This window comes from Methyloversatilis sp. NSM2 (assembly GCF_038066675.1).
Lineage (GTDB): Bacteria > Pseudomonadota > Gammaproteobacteria > Burkholderiales > Rhodocyclaceae > Methyloversatilis > Methyloversatilis discipulorum_A.
This window is the reverse complement of the sequence record NZ_JBBUKV010000006.1, coordinates 204,358-222,640: the sequence shown is the minus strand read 5'-3', so window position 1 is coordinate 222,640 and position 18,283 is coordinate 204,358. Positions and strand designations below refer to the sequence as shown.

General features: G+C 63.1%; 19 protein-coding genes. 13 read left to right on the top strand and 6 right to left on the bottom strand.

Going from position 1 to position 18,283, the window contains the following annotated elements; all coding sequences use genetic code 11:
• The first annotated feature begins 1 nt into the window (after position 1).
• The 13 genes from WJU27_RS14645 (at position 2) to WJU27_RS14585 (ending at position 10,394) form a co-directional block, all read left to right on the top strand.
• Positions 2 to 457, top strand: coding sequence for a chromate resistance protein ChrB domain-containing protein (locus WJU27_RS14645; protein WP_033986567.1), 456 nt, complete (start codon positions 2 to 4; stop codon positions 455 to 457).
• The gene (locus WJU27_RS14640; protein WP_033986569.1) at positions 457 to 1,671 is read left to right on the top strand and encodes an MFS transporter; all 1,215 of its coding nucleotides are present in this window, start codon (positions 457 to 459) and stop codon (positions 1,669 to 1,671) included. The genes WJU27_RS14645 and WJU27_RS14640 overlap by 1 nt, the downstream gene beginning before the upstream one ends.
• A 105-nt stretch (positions 1,672 to 1,776) precedes the next feature.
• The gene (locus WJU27_RS14635) at positions 1,777 to 1,959 is read left to right on the top strand and encodes a hypothetical protein (protein ID WP_033986571.1); all 183 of its coding nucleotides are present in this window, start codon (positions 1,777 to 1,779) and stop codon (positions 1,957 to 1,959) included.
• A gap of 99 nt (positions 1,960 to 2,058) precedes the next feature.
• Positions 2,059 to 2,607, top strand: a complete 549-nt coding sequence (pilL2, locus tag WJU27_RS14630; RefSeq protein ID WP_045786193.1) for a PFGI-1 class ICE element type IV pilus protein PilL2 — start codon at positions 2,059 to 2,061, stop codon at positions 2,605 to 2,607.
• A complete protein-coding gene (locus tag WJU27_RS14625; protein WP_341422559.1) occupies positions 2,604 to 3,251 on the top strand; it encodes a hypothetical protein in 648 nt (215 codons plus the stop codon). Before pilL2 ends, WJU27_RS14625 begins: the two co-directional genes overlap by 4 nt.
• Positions 3,252 to 3,260: 9 nt before the next feature.
• The gene (locus WJU27_RS14620) at positions 3,261 to 3,980 is read left to right on the top strand and encodes a TIGR03759 family integrating conjugative element protein (RefSeq protein WP_341422558.1); all 720 of its coding nucleotides are present in this window, start codon (positions 3,261 to 3,263) and stop codon (positions 3,978 to 3,980) included.
• On the top strand, positions 3,965 to 4,585 hold the full coding sequence (locus WJU27_RS14615; RefSeq protein WP_045786196.1) for a lytic transglycosylase: 621 nt from the start codon (positions 3,965 to 3,967) through the stop codon (positions 4,583 to 4,585). The genes WJU27_RS14620 and WJU27_RS14615 overlap by 16 nt, the downstream gene beginning before the upstream one ends.
• Positions 4,582 to 5,115, top strand: coding sequence for an integrating conjugative element protein (locus tag WJU27_RS14610; RefSeq protein WP_341422557.1), 534 nt, complete (start codon positions 4,582 to 4,584; stop codon positions 5,113 to 5,115). Before WJU27_RS14615 ends, WJU27_RS14610 begins: the two co-directional genes overlap by 4 nt.
• An 8-nt stretch (positions 5,116 to 5,123) precedes the next feature.
• Positions 5,124 to 7,280, top strand: coding sequence for a type IV conjugative transfer system coupling protein TraD (traD, locus tag WJU27_RS14605; RefSeq protein WP_341422556.1), 2,157 nt, complete (start codon positions 5,124 to 5,126; stop codon positions 7,278 to 7,280).
• Positions 7,277 to 8,026, top strand: coding sequence for a TIGR03747 family integrating conjugative element membrane protein (locus WJU27_RS14600; RefSeq protein WP_341422555.1), 750 nt, complete (start codon positions 7,277 to 7,279; stop codon positions 8,024 to 8,026). Before traD ends, WJU27_RS14600 begins: the two co-directional genes overlap by 4 nt.
• 107 nt (positions 8,027 to 8,133) lie before the next feature.
• The gene (locus WJU27_RS14595; RefSeq protein ID WP_079380534.1) at positions 8,134 to 9,276 is read left to right on the top strand and encodes a toll/interleukin-1 receptor domain-containing protein; all 1,143 of its coding nucleotides are present in this window, start codon (positions 8,134 to 8,136) and stop codon (positions 9,274 to 9,276) included.
• A 3-nt stretch (positions 9,277 to 9,279) separates the two neighbouring features.
• The gene (locus tag WJU27_RS14590) at positions 9,280 to 9,867 is read left to right on the top strand and encodes an SLOG domain-containing protein (RefSeq protein WP_043496611.1); all 588 of its coding nucleotides are present in this window, start codon (positions 9,280 to 9,282) and stop codon (positions 9,865 to 9,867) included.
• A gap of 41 nt (positions 9,868 to 9,908) precedes the next feature.
• Positions 9,909 to 10,394 carry a TIR domain-containing protein gene (locus tag WJU27_RS14585; protein ID WP_079758535.1) on the top strand — a complete coding sequence of 162 codons (486 nt, stop codon included), beginning with the start codon at positions 9,909 to 9,911 and terminating at the stop codon, positions 10,392 to 10,394.
• A 16-nt stretch (positions 10,395 to 10,410) separates the two neighbouring features.
• Here WJU27_RS14585 and WJU27_RS14580 read toward each other — a convergent pair whose 3' ends face one another.
• The 6 genes from WJU27_RS14580 to WJU27_RS14555 are packed head-to-tail and all read right to left on the bottom strand — an operon-like array spanning position 10,411 to position 18,262.
• Positions 10,411 to 11,073, bottom strand: a complete 663-nt coding sequence (locus tag WJU27_RS14580; RefSeq protein WP_079380532.1) for a uracil-DNA glycosylase — start codon at positions 11,071 to 11,073, stop codon at positions 10,411 to 10,413.
• On the bottom strand, positions 11,070 to 12,206 hold the full coding sequence (locus WJU27_RS14575; protein ID WP_043496606.1) for a nucleoside triphosphate pyrophosphohydrolase family protein: 1,137 nt from the start codon (positions 12,204 to 12,206) through the stop codon (positions 11,070 to 11,072). Before WJU27_RS14575 ends, WJU27_RS14580 begins: the two co-directional genes overlap by 4 nt.
• A gap of 3 nt (positions 12,207 to 12,209) precedes the next feature.
• A complete protein-coding gene (locus WJU27_RS14570) occupies positions 12,210 to 12,836 on the bottom strand; it encodes an Nmad2 family putative nucleotide modification protein (RefSeq protein WP_079380531.1) in 627 nt (208 codons plus the stop codon).
• Positions 12,836 to 13,285, bottom strand: coding sequence for a TIR domain-containing protein (locus WJU27_RS14565; protein WP_236079554.1), 450 nt, complete (start codon positions 13,283 to 13,285; stop codon positions 12,836 to 12,838). The genes WJU27_RS14570 and WJU27_RS14565 overlap by 1 nt, the downstream gene beginning before the upstream one ends.
• A gap of 14 nt (positions 13,286 to 13,299) precedes the next feature.
• Positions 13,300 to 16,353 carry a type III restriction-modification system endonuclease gene (locus WJU27_RS14560; protein ID WP_252627589.1) on the bottom strand — a complete coding sequence of 1,018 codons (3,054 nt, stop codon included), beginning with the start codon at positions 16,351 to 16,353 and terminating at the stop codon, positions 13,300 to 13,302.
• A gap of 10 nt (positions 16,354 to 16,363) precedes the next feature.
• The gene (locus tag WJU27_RS14555; RefSeq protein ID WP_252627588.1) at positions 16,364 to 18,262 is read right to left on the bottom strand and encodes a site-specific DNA-methyltransferase; all 1,899 of its coding nucleotides are present in this window, start codon (positions 18,260 to 18,262) and stop codon (positions 16,364 to 16,366) included.
• Between the last annotated feature and the right edge of the window lie 21 nt (positions 18,263 to 18,283).

The window sequence follows — 18,283 nt, the reverse complement described above, 5'->3', positions numbered from 1 at the left end:
GATGAAATGGATCACCCGCGAACGCCCCAAGATCGACCGCATCGCCTGCCCCTGGCTGGTGGCGCGCTTCATCGACGAGGCCCCCGAGTTCCTCTACGTGCCGGCCGGCGACGTGATGCGCCTCGCCGCCGACACCGGCGCCATCCCCTATGACGTGCCGAATGTCGAGCTCGGCCACCACGGCGACCACTGTAGCTTCGACGCCTTCATCGAGAAGTATCAGCTCATCGACCCGGCCCTGAACAAGCTGGCGCTGATCGTGCGCGCCGCCGACTGCGGCCAGCCCCAACTCGCGAAGGAGGCGGCCGGCCTGCTGGCCATCTCGAAAGGGCTGTCGCTCAACTTCGCCGACGACCACGAGATGCTGAAGGCAGGCATGGTGATGTACGACGCGCTCTACGCCTGGTGCGCGGATACGCCGCTGAAGAAGGTCGCGCGGCTGCTCGGCTCGAAGTGATGCTGCTACCCGCCGGGGCCGCGCCCGAGGCGCGCCTGCTGCTCGCCGGCCGGGCGCTGCGGGCCTTCACCGACGGTTATGTCGCCATCCTGCTGCCGGTCTATCTGCTGGCCTTGGGGCTGGGCACGTGGGAAGTCGGGCTGATCAGTACCGCCACACTGCTCGGCTCGGCGCTGGCGACCCTGGCGGTAGGCCAGTGGGGACATCGCTTCCCGCAGCGCCGGCTGCTGCTCGCCGCCGCCGGATTGATGTGCCTGACCGGTCTGCTGCTGGCCGGCCTGGGTGGCGTTGGCGACTTCTGGCCGCTGCTGCTCGTCGCCTTCGTCGGCACGATGAATCCCAGCTCCGGCGACGTCAGCGTCTTCCTGCCGCTGGAGCACGCCCGCTTGGCCGAGTCGGCGCAGGGCGAGGCGCGCACCTTCCTCTTCGCGCGCTACACCTTCGTCGGCGCCTTGTGCGCCGCGGCCGGTTCTCTGGCGACGGCCATTCCGCAAACCCTGACGAATGCGGGCCTGGTGCAGCTCGACGCGCTGCGCCTCATGTTCGTCGCCTACGGGCTGACCGGCGTCGCGATCTTCCTTCTTTACCGCACGCTGCCGAACCATCCGGTCCACGCACAGGCGGCGCCGCCCGCACCACTGGGGCCTTCGCGCGGCATCGTGATCAAACTGGCCGCGCTGTTCTCGGTCGACGCCTTCGCCGGAGGACTGATCGTCAACACCTTGCTCGCGCTCTGGCTGTTCGAGCGCTTCGACCTCTCGCTCGCCGCCGCCGGCCACTTCTTCTTCTGGGCGGGGCTGCTCTCGGCAGGCTCCCAGCTCGCAGCGCCCTGGGTGGCGCGCCGCATCGGCCTCGTCAACACGATGGTGTTCACCCACATCCCGTCGAGCGTCTGCCTGATCCTCGCCGCCCTCGCCGAGAGTCTGCCGGTGGCGCTCACGCTGCTGTTCCTGCGCAGCGCCCTGTCGCAGATGGACGTGCCGACGCGCTCGGCCTTCGTCATGGCGGTAGTCACGCCGGCTGAGCGCGCCGCGGCGGCAAGCTTCACCGCCGTGCCCAGGAGCCTCGCGGCCGCGGTGAGCCCGGCCATCGGTGGCGCGCTGTTCGCCGCCGGCTGGCTGGCCGCGCCGCTGGTGGCCTGTGGCGCGCTGAAGATTGCCTATGACCTCGCGCTCTGGCGCGCCTTCCGACGGCACGGGGAGGCTACGCCGTGAGGCCGGTCCCCGCGCCCGATCCTGATGGGAAAGTCAGAAACACTTCAGTAGACCGGTCGCGAAGCTGGCCATAGATTGACGGCATCCGTCTGGAACGGTGCCGTCATGCGCATCCTGATCATCGAAGACCAGCTGCCGTGTCGGAGCGCCGAGTCACCGGAGCAACTTCGCCGGTTCATCGAGCGGATCGAACCGGTGCGGCCGCACTTGCCGGACCGGGCGGCGTCTTCAACGGCGAACCCGAGCGCCATCGCCACCGGCGAAATGACGGGCCCGAACCCGTCCTGACTTCCCTCGGAAACGGGGCGCCGCGCGTTTCGGATTTCCGGCATCCCGCGCAGCACGGTTCTGCAATGGTGAAGGCATCTCATCGCCATGGGGTGCCACATGCTGCCGTCTCTGCCTCGTTTCCTCTGCATCTTCGCCGTGCTCAGCGGCCTGCTGTCCGGCTGCACGACGACGCCGGCCACCTCTGACCGTATAGCAGCGCCGCCCGACGAGACAGCTTCGGAGCAGCGACTGGTGCCTGTGGCCCGCTACGGCCGCTACACCCTGGTCGAGCTGGTGCCGGAACCTGCGCAGCGTGATCTCTTGCAGCAGGCGGTGGAGGTCTCGATTCCGCCCATGCTCGATGCCAGCGTGGGCGATGCCATGCGCCATGTGCTGCTGCGCTCCGGCTATCGGCTCTGCGATGCGGCCGAGGCCGCATCGCTCCACGCGCTGCCGCTGCCCGCCGCACACCTGCGCCTGGGCCCGCTGATGCTGCGCGATGCCTTGCTGACCCTTGCCGGCCCCGCCTGGGAGCTGTCGGTCGATGACTTGACCCGCCAGGTCTGCTTCAGCCGGCACGGTGCTCCCACCTTCCTTTCCGCCAATCCGCCGGGCACCGCCACGCCCGTGCCGGACGCCGACCGGCCCGAGGAGCTGCAGCCATGACCCTTCCCCAATCGCCATCCGAGCGCGATTCCCGCACGCGCTGGCTCAAGATCGCCGCGGCCTTCTGGCTGCTGCTCATCAGTGCCGTGGCACTCATCAACAGCGTCGGCCTGTCGCGGCTCGCCGAACAGACCCAGAGCAGCGCACAGGATGCGCAGGTCAATGCGCTGGGCCTGCGCGTGGCCGATCTCGAACGACAGGTCGATGCGGACAAGCGCCGGCCGGCGCCGATCAGCCAGGCCGAATTCGCCAACGCGCGGCAGGCGCTGGACGAACGGATGACGCGCCTCGAAGAGGCCGATGAGGCGAGGGCCTTGGCCGTCGACCTGCAGACGCTGCTGGCGCGCGTGAACGCAATCGAAACCCGCCTTGAGAAAACCCGGCAGGTGGCATCCGCCGCTCGCCCGCGCACTCCGGTTGCGACGAAGCCCAAGGTGCCGGAGCCGCCGTTCCGTGTGCTCGGCGTGGAGCTGCGGGGAGGCGAGCGCTTTCTGTCGATCACCTCTACCGCCGCGGCCTCGCTCGCGGGCGCCCGGCTGCTGCGCGAGGGCGATGCCGAGGGCGGCTGGCAACTGCAGTCCATCGAGGCGCAGGCGGGCGTGTTCCAGGTGAACGGCCAGACGCAGCGCGTTGCGGTGCCGTAGGAGGTCGCCATGATCCTGCGGTCGTTGCTCGCTACCTTCGTCCTGTTCGCTGCTTTCGGCGCATCCGCCCAGCCGGCCCCGGTGACGAACTCGCGCATGGTGCCCGCCCAGGTGCAGCCGGGCGCTGATGCCGCGCTCGACGAGAGACAGGCGCGGGAGTGGGGGCTTCGCTCCGAGGAGTGGGCACGTTACCGGCAACTGATGCAGGGGCCGCTCGGGGTCTATTCGCCCCAGCTCGATCCGCTCACGGCGCTGGGCACCGAGGCCCGCAGCGAGGAGGAGCGCAGGCGCTACGCCGAACTGCAGGTGCAGGCCGAGGCGCGGCGCGTCGGCAAGACGCTGGCCTACCAGCGGGCCTACGACGCGGCGTGGCAGCGCCTGTTTCCCGGCCAGCCGCGCGTGAGCCTGCCCGGCGCCAAGGCGCAGGGCGCCGGCAACACCGGCTCCGGGCGCGTGGCGGTCTTCGTCAAGGCCGACTGCGCACCGTGCGCGCAGCGCGTGCAGCAGTTGCAGGCGGCCGGCACTGCCTTCGATCTCTACATGGTCGGCAGCCGTCAGGACGACGCGCGCATCCGGCAGTGGGCCACCCAGGCGGGCATCGACCCGGCCAGGGTGCGCGCCCGCACCATCACGCTCAACCACGATGCGGGGCGCTGGCTGTCGCTCGGCCTGCCCGGCGATCTGCCGGCCGTGGTGCGCGAGGTGAACGGCCAATGGCAGCGGCAATAGGTACTCCGGGCCGGGAGCGTCGGCCGTCCCGCGTCGCCATCCGCTGCGCCAGCGCCGTGCTGCTGCTCACCACCGGCGGCTGGGCGTTGGCCGTCCTGGCGCGGGAAGTCCCGCCGCCGGCCTATCGACTGGCGGCGCATCGTGCAGACGTGCCGGCGGCGGTGCTGTACGCGGTGGCCTTGCAGGAGAGCGGCGCCATGCTGCGCGGGCGCCTGATCCCCTGGCCGTGGACGCTCAACGTCGCCGGCTCGCCACAGCGCTACGCCACCCGCGCCGAGGCCTGCGCGGGGCTGCACCGTGCGCTCGCCCACACGCCGGCCAATCGCATCGACGCCGGCCTCGGCCAGGTCAATCTCGGCTACCACACGCATCGCTACACGCAGCCCTGCGAGCTGCTGGACCCGTACCGCAACCTCGCCATCGCTGCGGAAATCCTGCGCGAACAGCACACGCCGGGCGAGGACTGGCTGCTTGCCATCGGCCGCTACCACCGGCCCGCCGGCGGGGCACCCGCAGCGCGCTACCGGCGCAGTGTGCATCGGCACCTGACCCGCGTGCTCGACCCCGACGTTCCCGTTCCCACCCTCCAGGCCACCACGCCATGAACCACATCGTCCTCATCGCCGCCATCGGGCTGCTGCCCACGACCACCGTCTTTGCGCAGACCGCCTCCGCGCCGCTGATCGTCGTCGAAGATCGTGGCGGCGCCTCCGCGCTGCCGTACTACCGGCCGCTGAATCCCCAGCCGGACAAGGCCACGCCGCCGGCCCCGATGCCAGCCCCGCGCGCGGGCAACACGGCCGACGCCGAAGCCGCCATGCTGCCGGTGCGCTCGACGGAACTGTCGCCGGGCGAGGTGCAGCGCCGCGTCATCCGGGCGCCGGGCCTGACGGCGCTGTTCCTGATCGGCGACGACGAGCGGTCGCGCGCCTGGCTGCGGCAGCGGCAGGCGGCGCTGCGCGAGCTGCAGGCCGTGGGCCTGGTGGTCAACGTGGAATCGGCGACGGCACTCGCAGAACTGCGCCGCTTGGCTCCTGGCCTGACCCTCTCGCCGGCCTCCGGCGACGACCTGGCCCAGCGCCTGGGCCTGCGCCACTACCCGGTGCTCATCACGTCCACCGGCGTCGAGCAGTAGGTGCGCAAATGGCCCAACCGCATGCGGTCGAGGTGCTGCTGCGGCCAGCGGTGGAGCTTTACACCGTGGCGGTCTGCACTGGCGCCGCGATTCTGTGCCTGGTGGCACCGTGGTCGCTCGCGCTGAACCCGCTGCTCGGCCTGGGCTCGGCGCTGGCCTTCCTGACCTTCGGCGCGATTCGCCTGCGCGATGCCTGGGCGATCCTGCGCTATCGCCGCAACATCCGCCGCCTGTCGCGCTACGTAATGACCAGCCGCGACGTGCCGGTGAGTCAGCAACGGCTGTTCGTCGGCCGGGGCTTCCGCTGGGAGCAGCGACACACGCACCGGCTGATGCAGACCTACCGGCCGGAGTTCCGCCGCTATGTCGAGCCGACGGCGATCTACCGGGCCGCCCGGCGGCTGGAGGAGCGGCTTGAGTTCGCGCCGTTTCCTGTCTCGAAGCTGGCGCGCGCGCTGGCCTGGGACAGCCCGCTCAACCCGGCGCGGCCGCTGCCGCCGGTCGGCGGACTGCCGCGCCTGCATGGCATCGAGCCGCACGAGGTCGACGTCACCCTGCCGCTGGGCGAGCGCGTCGGCCACAGCCTGGTGCTGGGCACCACGCGCGTGGGCAAGACGCGGCTGGCCGAGCTGTTCATCACCCAGGACATCCGCCGCAAGGTTCGCGGCGAGCACGAGGTGGTGATCGTCTTCGACCCCAAGGGCGACGCCGACCTGTTGAAGCGCATGTACGTCGAGGCCAAGCGCGCCGGGCGCGAAGGCGAGTTCTACGTGTTTCATCTGGGCTGGCCGGACATCTCGGCGCGCTACAACGCCGTGGGCCGGTTCGGGCGGATCTCCGAGGTGGCAACGCGCATCGCCGGACAGCTCTCGGGCGAAGGCAACAGCGCCGCGTTCCGCGAATTCGCCTGGCGCTTCGTCAACATCATCGCGCGCGCCCTGGTCGAGCTGGGGCAGCGGCCGGACTACCTGCTGATCCAGCGCCACGTCATCAACATCGACGCGCTGTTCATCGAGTACGCCCAGCACTACTTCGCCAAGAACGAGCCGAAGGTCTGGGAGGTCATCGTCCAGCTCGAAGCGAAGCTGAACGACAAGAACATCCCGCGCAACATGATCGGGCGAGAGAAGCGCGTGGTGGCCCTCGAACAGTACCTGTCCCAGGTGCGCATCTATGACCCGGTGCTCGACGGCCTGCGCAGCGCCGTGCGCTACGACCGGACGTACTTCGACAAGATCGTCGCTTCGCTGCTGCCGCTGCTGGAGAAGCTCACCACCGGCAAGATCGCGCAACTGCTCGCACCGAACTATTCCGACCTGTCCGACCCGCGGCCGATCTTCGACTGGATGCAGGTGATCCGCAAACGCGCGGTGGTCTACGTGGGGCTGGATGCACTGTCCGACGCCGAAGTCGCGGCGGCGGTGGGCAACTCGATGTTCAGCGACCTGGTCTCGGTCGCCGGTCACATCTACAAGTTCGGCATCGACGACGGGCTGCCCGGCGCCGCGGTGGGCGCCAAGATTCCGATCAACGTCCACGCCGACGAATTCAATGAACTCATGGGCGACGAGTTCATTCCGATGGTCAACAAGGGCGGCGGTGCCGGCGTGCAGGTGACGGCCTACACGCAGACCTTGAGCGACATCGAGGCGCGCATCGGCAACCGTGCCAAGGCCGGCCAGGTCGTCGGCAACTTCAACAATCTGTTCATGCTGCGCGTGCGCGAGACCGCCACCGCCGAGCTGCTGACGCGACAACTGCCCAAGGTCGAGGTGTATGCCACGGCACTGATGAGCGGCGCCACCGACAGCTCCGACCCGCACGGCAATACCGCGTTCACGTCCAACACCCAGGACCGCATCAGCACGACCAGCGTGCCATTGATCGAGCCGGCGCATGTGGTGGCGTTGCCAAAGGGGCAGTGCTTCGCGCTGACCGAGGGCGGCAACCTCTGGAAAGTCCGCATGCCGCTGCCGGCACCCGACCCCGACGAAGCCATGCCGAAGGATCTGCAGGAGCTGGCCGGCTACATGCGACAGCACTACGTCGAGGCGGGAGACTGGTGGGAGAACCAAGGCATCCCCGGCCTGCAGGACAAGGCGCTGCCCGACGACCTGCTGGACGACTTCAAGCAGATGGCCGCCGCTGAAGAAGCCGAAGCATGAGCGATCCGGCCGTCGCGGCACAGCGCCAGCAGCAACGACAGCAGGGGCTGATCGCCAGCCTGGTCACGCTGCCATTCCGCTTCTTCGGCGTCCTGTGCGGCGCCCTGCTGCTGTGCATCCTGATCGAATGCGTCGGTATGCACTTCTTCTGGCCCGACCAGGGCTGGCGCCACGCGCAGGGCATGCTGCACTACGAGCTGGATCAGCTCTCCACGCACTTCACGCGCAGCGCGCTGGTGCAGGAGCCAGGGCGCACCGCGCACCGGCTGGTCGAGCAGGGCTACGACTGGCTGTTCGTGAAAAGCGGTCTGCTGGACTGGATACGCGATGCCTCGGCGCAGGCCAGCGTCGGCAGCCACCGCCCGACCAAGGATTTCCGCTATTACATCGGCTTGGTCTACGTGAACGTGGAGAGCTACCTGATAGCGGCGGCCTACACGACGCTGGTCTTCCTCGTGCGGCTGCTGGTGCTGTGCCTGACCCTGCCGCTGTTCCTGATGGCCGCCTTCGTCGGGCTGGTGGACGGCCTGGTGCGCCGGGACATCCGCCGCTTCGGCGCGGGACGCGAATCGGGGTTCATCTATCACCGCGCCAGGGCCAGCTTGATCCCGCTGGCCGTGCTGCCGTGGGTGACTTACCTGGCACTGCCGGTCAGCGTGAACCCGCTGCTGATCCTGCTGCCCAGCGCCGCACTGCTCGGCGTGGCGGTGTGCATTGCGGCGGCGACGTTCAAGAAGTACCTGTAGATCACTCCGGCTGTAGCAATTTAAAATTGCGGGGTTGCTTGCCTTCTTCGTTCAGACAGGCTCGCGCTTCGACAATCACGGTTGCTGCTGGAATCACAAGGAAGAGCATGACCGCCCTCTATCAACTTGCAGTGCTTGGTTCGCCAACCGATGCCCAGATTTCTGAGGTTGAAGAAGTCGTCGGAACTGCCGTAGGCATGTTCAACTTGCGACTAGGGCATGAAGTTGGATGGGAGGTGCGCCCGGAAGCGTTTAACCCCGACCAACAGCGCTCATCCGCTGCGGTATTTTTCGGAGGCGAGAATCCACCCCTTGCCAATGTGGCGAAGTTGCTGGAACGAGGCATCCCGTTACTGCCGATAGCGTCCGACGTCAATCGAGTTAGCGAAGAGATCCCTGAATTACTGCGACCTCTCAACTGCTTAGCCTATACGGCCAACGGACCACAGCGTGTCGCGACCGCTTTACTTGAGTGTGCGGGATTACTACCTCGCCAGCGTCGAGTATTTGTAAGCTACCGCCGCGGCGAAGCCCGTGATGCAGCCTTACAACTCTTCGATGCCTTGTCCGCTCGGCTATTCGATGTGTTTCTCGATACACATGGGATTCCACCTGCGGAAGATTTTCAGACGATGCTGTGGCATCGCCTTTGCGATTCCGACGTTCTTGTCATGCTTGACACACCAGGCTACTTTGAAAGCCGATGGACAAGCGCAGAGTTCGGACGCGCTCTGGCGAAAGGCATTAGCGTCTTACGGGTTGGCTGGCCAGACTGCACGCCATCTGCGCGAACAGCCACCGCCAGTCGCGCAGAATTGTTGCCCGAAGAAGTGGATGCGGCCACAGGACGCCTCGCAGACAGCGCTGTGGAGCGAATCTGTCTACAGCTCGAAGAAGTTCGCAGCCAAAGCCATGCGGTCCGTTCCGTCAATCTAGTGAGCAATTTGCGCAACGCTATTCAAACGATTGGCGGCCAACTTGTCGGCGTTGGACCGAACAAGGCGGTCTATATCCGACTACCGGATGGCCGGAATGTCGTCGTCTACCCAACAGTTGGTGTCCCCACGTCGACCACGTTGCATGACGCATCCACCAATTCGCCAGATCAATCGGTTGCCGTCGTTTACGATCATGTTGGCTTGCATCCCCGATGGCTGGGGCATTTGGACTGGCTGGGCCAGCATATCCACTCTGCGCGGTGGGTCAAAGCCAGCGAGGCTGGGTGGCAATTTGCGGACTGGGAGGTCTGAATCGTGAGCGCAATCTTCCTTTCAGCCAGTGTCCCACTTGTCGGCCGCGGCTCGTATCACGAGACCGCCAATCCATTCCTTATCCAGTGCGCTGTGAGGGAACTGGTCATAGCCGTCATCCGTCAGCACAAGATTGTGTGGGGAGGCCATCCCGCTATTACGCCCATGATCTGGAGCATTTGTGAGGATTTGGGTGTCGATTATTCTGGGTCCGTGGTTCTGTATCAGAGCACGTTCTTCAAGGACCGTTACCCGGAAGAAAACGACCGTTTTCACAATGTAGTCTTCACCAACGCAGTTGCCGGCGACAGGGATGCGAGCCTGCTGCTAATGCGGGAAGAAATGCTGTCGCGCGACGATCTCGTTGCCGCTGTTTTCATCGGCGGCATGGAAGGAGTGGAAGCCGAGCATGAACTCTTCAGGCAATTCCACCCCGCCGCCAAAGTTCTGCCCGTGCCATCGCCAGGCGGGGCAGCCCTGAACTTGGCCAAAGATCAAGGTTATTTCACCGACGTGGATCTTGGTGATATTGACTTTGCGCAACTCTTTCACACGCACCTCGCATTGAACATTCAAGGCGCAGCGAGCTGAATCTCCTCTGCCGATTCACACGAGCCAACGAAGGATTCGCCATGCCACGGAAAGTCTTCTATAGCTTCCACTATCAACGCGACAGTTGGCGCGCTTCCAAGATACGGAATATCGGTGTTGTTGAGGGCAACCAGCCCGCAAGCGATAACAAATGGGAAGAAGTGAAGCGAGGTGGCGAGGCCGCAATCAAGCGATGGATTGACGATCAACTGCAAGGACGGACGTGCGCAATTGTTCTGGTCGGCGCCGAAACGGCGAATCGCCCCTGGATTCGATATGAAATTGAGCAGTCATGGAATAGTGGCAAGGGACTCTTGGGAATACGAGTCCATAAGCTGCTGGACCATAACCAGCAACCATCAGTTGCCGGGGCCAATCCGTTTGACGCATTTACCTTGAACGACGGTAGAAAGCTATCCACCGTCGTCCGCATGTACGATCCACCGGGGGCCACCAGCAGCGCGGCCTATAACCACATCAGTGACAACCTATCGGGCTGGATTGAAGCGGCGATCGCTGCTCGCTAAGCAGCCCAGCCTCTCGTCAAAACAGCGACCCAGTGCTCATGGGGTGCCCATATAGTTCCGAGATTTGCTTCTGGAACTGGGTCTGTCCTCCGTAGCTAGGATGCCTCACGCAAATCACGGGTACGGAATCCGTGATGCGATGAGCCGCAGCGGCGGCATCGTTACCGATGGCGACGATACGCGAGGGGCGTAGCAAGACAATGAGCTGTTGGAGAAGTTCTTCGCCGGCTCGCCTCTCACGCGCGTTGTGCTGCCGGTTGGTGAAAGGATCTCCTGATTCATGCGGATGCAGAGGGAAAACGTTCCAGAGAAAGATGCGAGCATCAATATGTTCCAGCATGCCCCATATGACCGCGGCGGTTCGTTCGGCCACAGCACTGCCTATCGTCGGCCGCTCGGCGACCTGGTCGAGATTCCAACGCCTAGCGTGCTGGCTTATGTGAACGTCGTCGGTCAGGGCTAACCCAGTGCGGCGTCCTCCGCGGTATCCGAGGTCTCGTCCGATCCATATCGCGTCTACGGGTTCCTCGGTTGCACGACGCAACATGGCGGACAGTGCAGCGGCACGGCGACGTGGTGCGTCGCGTCTATCATGAACTTCACAACAATCCGAATACGGATTGAAGCAGTCTTCGAACTGCAGCGAAGCAACTGCATCAACGAACGGGTGGATCTTCATTTTTCAGACTCAAGTGGCATGTATTTGATGGTGCGTTGTTCTCGGTTTCCAATGATCCAGCCACCTTGATTTGCCTTGAGCTGGCGAAAGACAGCATAGCCATCCAGGATTGCCTTTTCCCAGAGCTTTAGCGGACATTTCTCCACTTCGTAACCACTCACGAACTCACCAATGGTCTTGAGAAACCCAAGTGAAACCTTTTCCTGGTTCTCGAAGAAATTCAGCTCCTTGGCCCTGGAGAAAATCCACGCTGAAAGCCCTTCCTCCACGACGATGGCCCGACCACTGTCCTGCTCTTCATCGTATTTCGGATTGCTCTTTCGCTTGTGCTTGATCAATGCCCGCATCACAGGCGACCAGTGCAGGATTGCGGCATAAGCAAAGTGGAAGACATCATGGAACCGGTAGCCATCGCGATCGGCAATGTTGTCCGTCAGAGGGTCTCCGATGAATACACCCTTCCATTGGAGATAACTCTTGCCGCTGCCTCGCTGATTGACCCGGATTTTGAAATCCCTGGGCAGTTGTTCCTCAATTCCAAACTCACTGTCGAAATCAAGGCCAGCCAGGTCTTCTGCCTGCGGCTCCAAGAATGCGCCGCGAGCTTTCCGGAGATTTCCGCGAGCCACCTCCGAAAACGCAAGCTCGGCCGCGTGGATTGCATCCAGATAGGCCCGTGCGAAAGCAATCAAGTCTGCACGTGCAGGCGTGCTTCCCAGTAGGGCCGCCGCTGACTGCCCCAAACGCACCAAGGTGGCATCCAACGAAGCAGTCACGGCGACGGGCACAGCGATATAGGCTAACGCACCTTCGGTGATGTCACTTGCAGCGCCCACATTCTTAAAGTTTCCGTGGTTCGCAGCTTCCGCGAAGATCTCTTCAAGAGGAATCTGCAGGCGCCTGCAGATTGCGGCCAAATACCAGAGGGTGTCGCCAAACTCCTCTTCTGCTGCCTTCTTGAAACCAGGGTAAGCCGTTCTCTCTCGAACATTTTTCTTGGCCGTAGCCATTATTCCGCCGACTTCTCCGTATAGACCTTGGAGGACAGGGTTGAAGTCATTCGGGTTGAGTACGTCTGTGGCTGCAATTTCCGCAGCGTAATCCGAGAGCAAGAGGGAGCCTTCCTTTTTCATCGGTCACCTACGAAGAGTCAGCCATTCGAATGGAGCGCCCTGATAACCGCTCACGTTAAAGCTGCGAATCCATTGCTCAAGGTTCGCAATCAGTTGCGCATCGTCAAAGGTGGTTAGGCCTCTTCCTGTTTTGCATAGAGGCCGATCTTGCTGGTCCTTCAGTTCCTCGGGAAACTCCGGACCCTCTCCCCCGAAATACACAAAATCATTACTGATCAGAACCCTATTGACGCCCGTATCACGGGCGACATGGTCCGGGTTGAGCGTGCCATTGGGGCGGGAGTGAAATGAGTCTCGCTGCTGCCAGGCAGCTCCAGGCACGGCCCTGAAGTAGATGTTGTCTCCGCAACTTTGCTTCCGACTTCCATTGCGGTACGGCTTCTTGTATTCAAACCGTGGATCTGCGCCGTATTCGTCAAATGTCATCGCCTCGGTAACGCGCATCGCGTACACGAGACGCCCGCCACGTCGGACAGTTCTATCATTGCTGCCACTGCCGACCACCCAATCACCGATGTCAGCGGATCGGCGGATATTGGGTTTGCAGGTCGCAAGCGTGCAGTAGCCATAGAAAGGATTGGGTGCGAAACCACTGTCGTATCGCACCACATAGGAGTGAATGCGAGCCATCAGCAGGGATGCCGCTTGAGTGGAACCGGGTCGCAGGCGCCGCCGTCAGGCTTTTCCCACGAGTCCTTCCCATTGATCGCGTCAATGATTGCATCGCCGTTCCACCCAACCAAGGCGTCGGCATACTCTTTCAGGGCATCCGGGAGGTCGCATTCCTTCTCACCATGCTCCCAAACACCAACAATGCGCTTGCCCTGTTTGGCCGCATACTCAATTTCCCAGTTCACCCAGTCGCTGTTCTTGGTCTGGGGGGAGACGTAGCAAATGAACACTCCGGCCCAGTTGATCGCAGGGGCAAGGATCTGCGTCTTTATGTAGTGCTCATCGGAAGCATTGTTGAACTTTCCTGTATGGATGGAGGAATCCCTGATTTCCATCCCATTTGGAGCCAACAGATCCTTGAGCTTTTGGAGCCCGTGATCGTCCTTATGGACATGGCTGATAAACACATTCCTTTTCTCTGTCACCTGTCACCTCCAAGGTTTTCATATGATCTGAAGATCGCAGCCGATTCAGCCAAAAGGTCGATGACAGAACGCTCGACCACGTAGCGTGCCGGATTCTCGCCAACCGCCAGCGCCTCAAAATGCGCCTCGCCACAGGCGATTTTTGCGCGCTCCTTGTTGCGCAGGTCGTCAGTGAACAGGCTGCCCTTGGTCTCCACCACGAAGTACAGTCGCTGCGCTCCACCGTCCTCCACCAGTACGGCCCAGTCCGGGTTATAAGTTCCCAGCGGCGTGGGCACCTTGAACCAGCCTGGCAGCTTGGCGTAGAGCTTAATGGCGTCGTTCTTCTCCAGCGCGTCGGCGAAGTCGCGCTCGGTGGTGGAGTCGTAGACCACGTGCTCGTAGATGGACTTGCCCGTGTCCATCAGCATGTTCTTCAGGTAGCCGGTCAGCTCTTCCTGCTCGAACAGTTCCTGTGCATAGACGTGCTGATCGCCAAGCTTCTGGTACTTGATGCCGTCGACCAAGGCCAGGCGCTTGCAGCGGTTGATGGTCTCGGCGGTCAGCTCGATGAACTGCTGCGGGTTGCGCTTGAAGTCGTCCAGCCGCCCGCTGCCGCTCAGGATGGTGGCGATGCTCCGGCGGGTGAGTTGGGTGCGATCCTGGAGGTCGGTGAGCAGGTCCGGCAGCTCGATGTCCGTCTCGTCCAGGACGACAGTTGCCGCGCCCGCTTTCTCCGTGGCCTCCACCCCTGCCTTGCCGATGGCGATGTCGGCCTTGCGCCATTGCAGCCGGGCCTTGGGGATGGCCGGGGCTTGTCGAAGCGAATCGATGCAGTTCTGGATCAGCTTGTCATTATCGAACTGTACCCGATAGGTCGTCTTGTGCTTGATGCGATCCCACAGCTCCTTGAACTCGGGGCTGAGATAGACGCCCTTGCGCACGGCAACCTGCTTGCGCTCGTCGGCGTTCTTGATTTCCAGACGGCCCGACACCTTGCGCAGCACCTCGGCGATTTGACTGCGCTGCGCGTCGAACTCCGCAGGTAGCGCCAGGGTTCCATCCTTTAACGCCGTCTTCAACGAATCCTGGACCTTGCCTTTGGCATCGATGTGGCCGGCAGCTTTCAGGTGCTCCCACAGCGTTTTCGATTGATCGACGCCCAGAGGCACGGCTTGGCCGTCGGCCCCGGTAACGGCGATGGCGGCGAACTGGTGTTGCTCGACGATGCCAAAGCGGATGCCGGTGTCGGCCTCGATTTCCTTCTGCAGGTTCTCGGCGAATTGCTCGTAGTTCTCGGTGGCAATCACCGTGAGGGTATTGACCTCGAAGCCGCGCACGCGCTCGCCGTTCTGGTTCACGGCGAGGCGTAACCCCCGGCCGATGGTCTGGCGGCGCTCGCGCTCGGTCTGAATGTCGCGCAGCGTGCAAATCTGGAACACGTTGGGGTTGTCCCAGCCTTCCTTGAGCGCTGAGTGGGAGAAGATGAATTTCAGCGGCGTATCGAAGGACAGCAGCTTCTCTTTCTCCTTCATGATCAGGTTGTAGGCACGCTCGGCGTTCTCCCGGTTGCCCGCATTGTTTTCACTGGTGTCCGTCCACCCGCCCTTCTTGTCGATGGAGAAGTAGCCGTTGTGGACTTCCTCGGCGGCACTCGCCAGGTCGATTTCGCCGAACAAACTTTGATAGGCGGGCAGCTTGGCCGCGCGGCGATATTCCTCTTCGAAGATACGCGCGTAGTCGCCCTTGACCGGGTTGCCGTCGGCGTCGTACTGGCGATACTTGTCCACCGCATCGATGAAGAACAGCGATAGCACCTTGATGCCCAGCGGGCGCAGGCGCTTTTCCTTGTCGAGGTGCTCCTTGATGGTGCGGCGGATCATCTCGCGCTGCACGGCCAGGGCATCGACATCACCATGCGCTTGCCCGACCCTGAGAAAGGTTTCGCCGCCGGGGTAGCGCAGCTCCAGAAACTCTTCGTCCTTGGCGGTATTGATCTCGCCTACGCGGAAATCGGCGTAGATCGGGCGCTTGGCGACCTGTTCCAAGTCATCGCCATCGGAAACGGTGACTTCTTGCCGTTTCACGCCCCCGGCAGTTGCCACGTCGAGTTCCACGCGGGCAGAGATCGTGCCACGACGGCTGGCCACCGAAACCAGCCGAACGAATGGTTTGTTATTGGCATCCTCCACGGTCGCCGAAGCGACTTCGATCTGCTTGACCAGCTTGCGCTCGTAGGCATCCACGGCATCGAGGCGGAACACCATGTGGTGCTTGTCTACGTGGGTGGCGGAATAACGCAGCGTGCAGAGCGGATTCATCGCGTCGAGCGCGGTCTTGCCCGCGCCCGTCAGGCCGCCGTCCACGCTCTGCGGCTCGTCGACGATCACGACCGGCCGCGTCGCCTTGATCAGATCGATGGGCTTCTCGCCGCCGGTCTTTTCGCTGTCCTTGTAGAGGTTGTTGACGTCCTTCTTGTTGATGGCCCCGACCGTGACCACCATGATCTGGATGTTTGAGCTGGTGGCGAAGTTGCGCACCTGGCCGAGCTTGCTGGAGTCGTAGAGGAAGTAGTCGAAGGGCACGCCGGCGTAGAGCCCCTTGAAGTGCTCCTCGGTGATCTGCAGGGTCTTGTAGACACCCTCCTTGATCGCCACCGACGGCACCACGATGACGAACTTGCTGAAGCCATAGCGCTTGTTCAGCTCGAAGATGCTGCGCAGGTAGACGTAGGTCTTGCCGGTGCCGGTTTCCATCTCGACGGTGAAATCGCCTGAGACCAGTGAGCCGGAAGGTGGCAATCCCCCACGCAACTGGATGTCGGCCAAGTTCTGGTGCAGCTCGTCGTCCAGCAACGTGAGGCGGTTGCCGACGCCCAGGTCCGATTCGGCCACGCCGAGGGTCAGCTGCTCCGGCTTTGTGCCCGGGAACATATCGTCGGCAACCGGCGGCGGTGCCTTCATCGTCACCGTGAATTCGGTGCGGCACACCTCTTGGCCACGAAACAGGTCGCAGACCGCCTCGATGGCCTGCAATTGGTAGTCGAGGTTGGGCTCGAAGTGCAGTTTCATCACCGAACCCTCACAGACTACGCACGTTCTGGATGCCGTGCTGCTCCAGGATCGCGGCGAGGTTGGTCTTGGTCACGTCGTCGGCGAAGGCGCTATCGCGGAACACGCAGGTGGTATCCCCTGCGGGCTGGAGTTCCTCCAGCCAGGCGACGATGCCTTGCGCCAGCAGCTCCACATCGTCGCGGAAAATACTTTCTGCCAGGCAGGCCATCAGCACGCCGCCGCCCACCGAATGCACGTCCTTGCCATGGATCGAGCGCTTCGCGATCGGCACGCACAGGTCGAGGCCCAGCTTGAGCAGAAGCTCGTAGAGGATGTCGGCCTCGGTTCGTCCCTCCACCAGATGATCCTGATGGGCAAACAGCGTCTGCTCCAGATCGATCGGGTCCGGATTCCAGGCGCGGATGTTGGAGGTGTCGAGCTTGAAGACGCGGAAGCCCACATCGCCAGTGAAGAGCGGGTCGGCCTCGCGATGGCGCTTACCGGCGCTACGGATACGGGCGCGGGTGACGTCCGCGATGGTCTTCCAGCCCGACGCCGCGGCACCGTCCAGAGGCTCGGGCAACTGCACCAGGATGCAGCGGCGCTTGCCGCCGTCCTCGGCGTTCTGCGCATAGACCGCTTCCATCGTCGTGCCGGTGCCGGCGAAGAAATCCACCACCAGATCTGCTGAATCCGGGGCCGTAGCCAATTGAAGAATGCGGCGCATCAGGCGCGTGGGCTTGGGCGTGTCGAAGACCACGTCGGAGTTGGGGAAGGTCACGGCCGCGAGGAGTTCTTTCTTTGCTTCCTGTGTGTGCCCGACTTCGTCATAGGTCCAGAGAGTCTGAGGGACACGGCCAGATTTCACTTCACTCAAGAAGCGCTTAAGGCGAGGCATGTTGTTGCCATCTGCACCCCACCAGATGCGTTTGTCCGCATCCAGTTCATCAAATTTGGCCCTGGAGACACGCCAGTAGGTTCCCGGTGGAGGGCCGTCGATTACGCGGCCAGATGGGCAGGTAACAGCGTAAGTTCCTTCACCGTAGAAATTGCGAGCAGATAGATCCCCCGACGTCCAAGGGCCGCGTGCGTCGTCATCAGGATTTGCGTATCGCGCCTCCATTTCTTCGGTACGCGGCAGCAGGCGCGGCGTCCAGACCTCCGCGTTCTTCGCATACACCACGATGTAGTCGTGGTCTTCGGAGAAATGCCGTGCGGAGTTTTTTGGCGAAAACACTTTCTGCCAGATCACCGCGGCGATGAAGTTCTCTTCACCGAACACCTCGTTCATTACCGCCCGCAGGTTGTGAATCTCGTGGTCGGCGATGCTGACGAAGATCACGCCGTCGTTGCGCAGCAGGCTGTGCGCCAGCTTCAGGCGCGGATAGATCATGTTCAACCAGTCGGTGTGAAACCGCCCGCTGGCCTCAGTGTTGCTGCTAACCTTGCGCCCGCCTTCGGCTTGCCCTGTCAGCTCCAGGTAGTTCTTGATGTTGTCCTGGAAGTTGTCCGGATACACGAAGTCCTTGCCCGTGTTGTACGGCGGGTCGATGTAGATTAACTTGACCTTGCCGGCATAGCTCTTCTGCAGGAGCTTGAGCACTTCGAGGTTGTCGCCCTCGATCATCAGGTTCTGCGTGGTGTCCCAGTCCACGCTCGCTTCAGGGCAGGGACGCAGGGTGCCGGTCGAGGGGGTGAGCGCCAGTTGCCGCGCGCGGCGCTTGCCATGCCAGTTCAGGCCATATTTCTCGTCGGCATCGGCGACGGTCCGATCGCCGACCAGCGACTTGAGGACGTCCACGTTTACCGCGACGCCGTTCGGGCCTTCGGTGATGAGTTCCGGGAACAGCGCCTTGAGCTGCTCGATGTTGCCGGCCACCAAGTCGGCAGACTGGGCCAGTGGGCTCGCGGCGTCGATGATCTGCATTTTCTTCTCCGTCATTCGTTC

Excerpts from the sequence above, each read along its gene's own strand:
- WJU27_RS14645 (WP_033986567.1), top strand. The coding sequence starts at position 2 with ATGAAATGGATCACCCGCGAACGCCCCAAGATCGACCGCATCGCCTGC.
- WJU27_RS14640 (WP_033986569.1), top strand. The coding sequence starts at position 457 with ATGCTGCTACCCGCCGGGGCCGCGCCCGAGGCGCGCCTGCTGCTCGCC.
- WJU27_RS14635 (WP_033986571.1), top strand. The coding sequence starts at position 1,777 with ATGCGCATCCTGATCATCGAAGACCAGCTGCCGTGTCGGAGCGCCGAG.
- pilL2 (WP_045786193.1), top strand. The coding sequence starts at position 2,059 with ATGCTGCCGTCTCTGCCTCGTTTCCTCTGCATCTTCGCCGTGCTCAGC.
- WJU27_RS14625 (WP_341422559.1), top strand. The coding sequence starts at position 2,604 with ATGACCCTTCCCCAATCGCCATCCGAGCGCGATTCCCGCACGCGCTGG.
- WJU27_RS14620 (WP_341422558.1), top strand. The coding sequence starts at position 3,261 with ATGATCCTGCGGTCGTTGCTCGCTACCTTCGTCCTGTTCGCTGCTTTC.
- WJU27_RS14615 (WP_045786196.1), top strand. The coding sequence starts at position 3,965 with ATGGCAGCGGCAATAGGTACTCCGGGCCGGGAGCGTCGGCCGTCCCGC.
- WJU27_RS14610 (WP_341422557.1), top strand. The coding sequence starts at position 4,582 with ATGAACCACATCGTCCTCATCGCCGCCATCGGGCTGCTGCCCACGACC.
- traD (WP_341422556.1), top strand. The coding sequence starts at position 5,124 with ATGGCCCAACCGCATGCGGTCGAGGTGCTGCTGCGGCCAGCGGTGGAG.
- WJU27_RS14600 (WP_341422555.1), top strand. The coding sequence starts at position 7,277 with ATGAGCGATCCGGCCGTCGCGGCACAGCGCCAGCAGCAACGACAGCAG.
- WJU27_RS14595 (WP_079380534.1), top strand. The coding sequence starts at position 8,134 with ATGACCGCCCTCTATCAACTTGCAGTGCTTGGTTCGCCAACCGATGCC.
- WJU27_RS14585 (WP_079758535.1), top strand. The coding sequence starts at position 9,909 with ATGCCACGGAAAGTCTTCTATAGCTTCCACTATCAACGCGACAGTTGG.
- WJU27_RS14580 (WP_079380532.1), bottom strand. The coding sequence starts at position 11,073 with ATGAAGATCCACCCGTTCGTTGATGCAGTTGCTTCGCTGCAGTTCGAA.
- WJU27_RS14575 (WP_043496606.1), bottom strand. The coding sequence starts at position 12,206 with ATGAAAAAGGAAGGCTCCCTCTTGCTCTCGGATTACGCTGCGGAAATT.
- WJU27_RS14570 (WP_079380531.1), bottom strand. The coding sequence starts at position 12,836 with ATGGCTCGCATTCACTCCTATGTGGTGCGATACGACAGTGGTTTCGCA.
- WJU27_RS14560 (WP_252627589.1), bottom strand. The coding sequence starts at position 16,353 with ATGAAACTGCACTTCGAGCCCAACCTCGACTACCAATTGCAGGCCATC.
- WJU27_RS14555 (WP_252627588.1), bottom strand. The coding sequence starts at position 18,262 with ATGCAGATCATCGACGCCGCGAGCCCACTGGCCCAGTCTGCCGACTTG.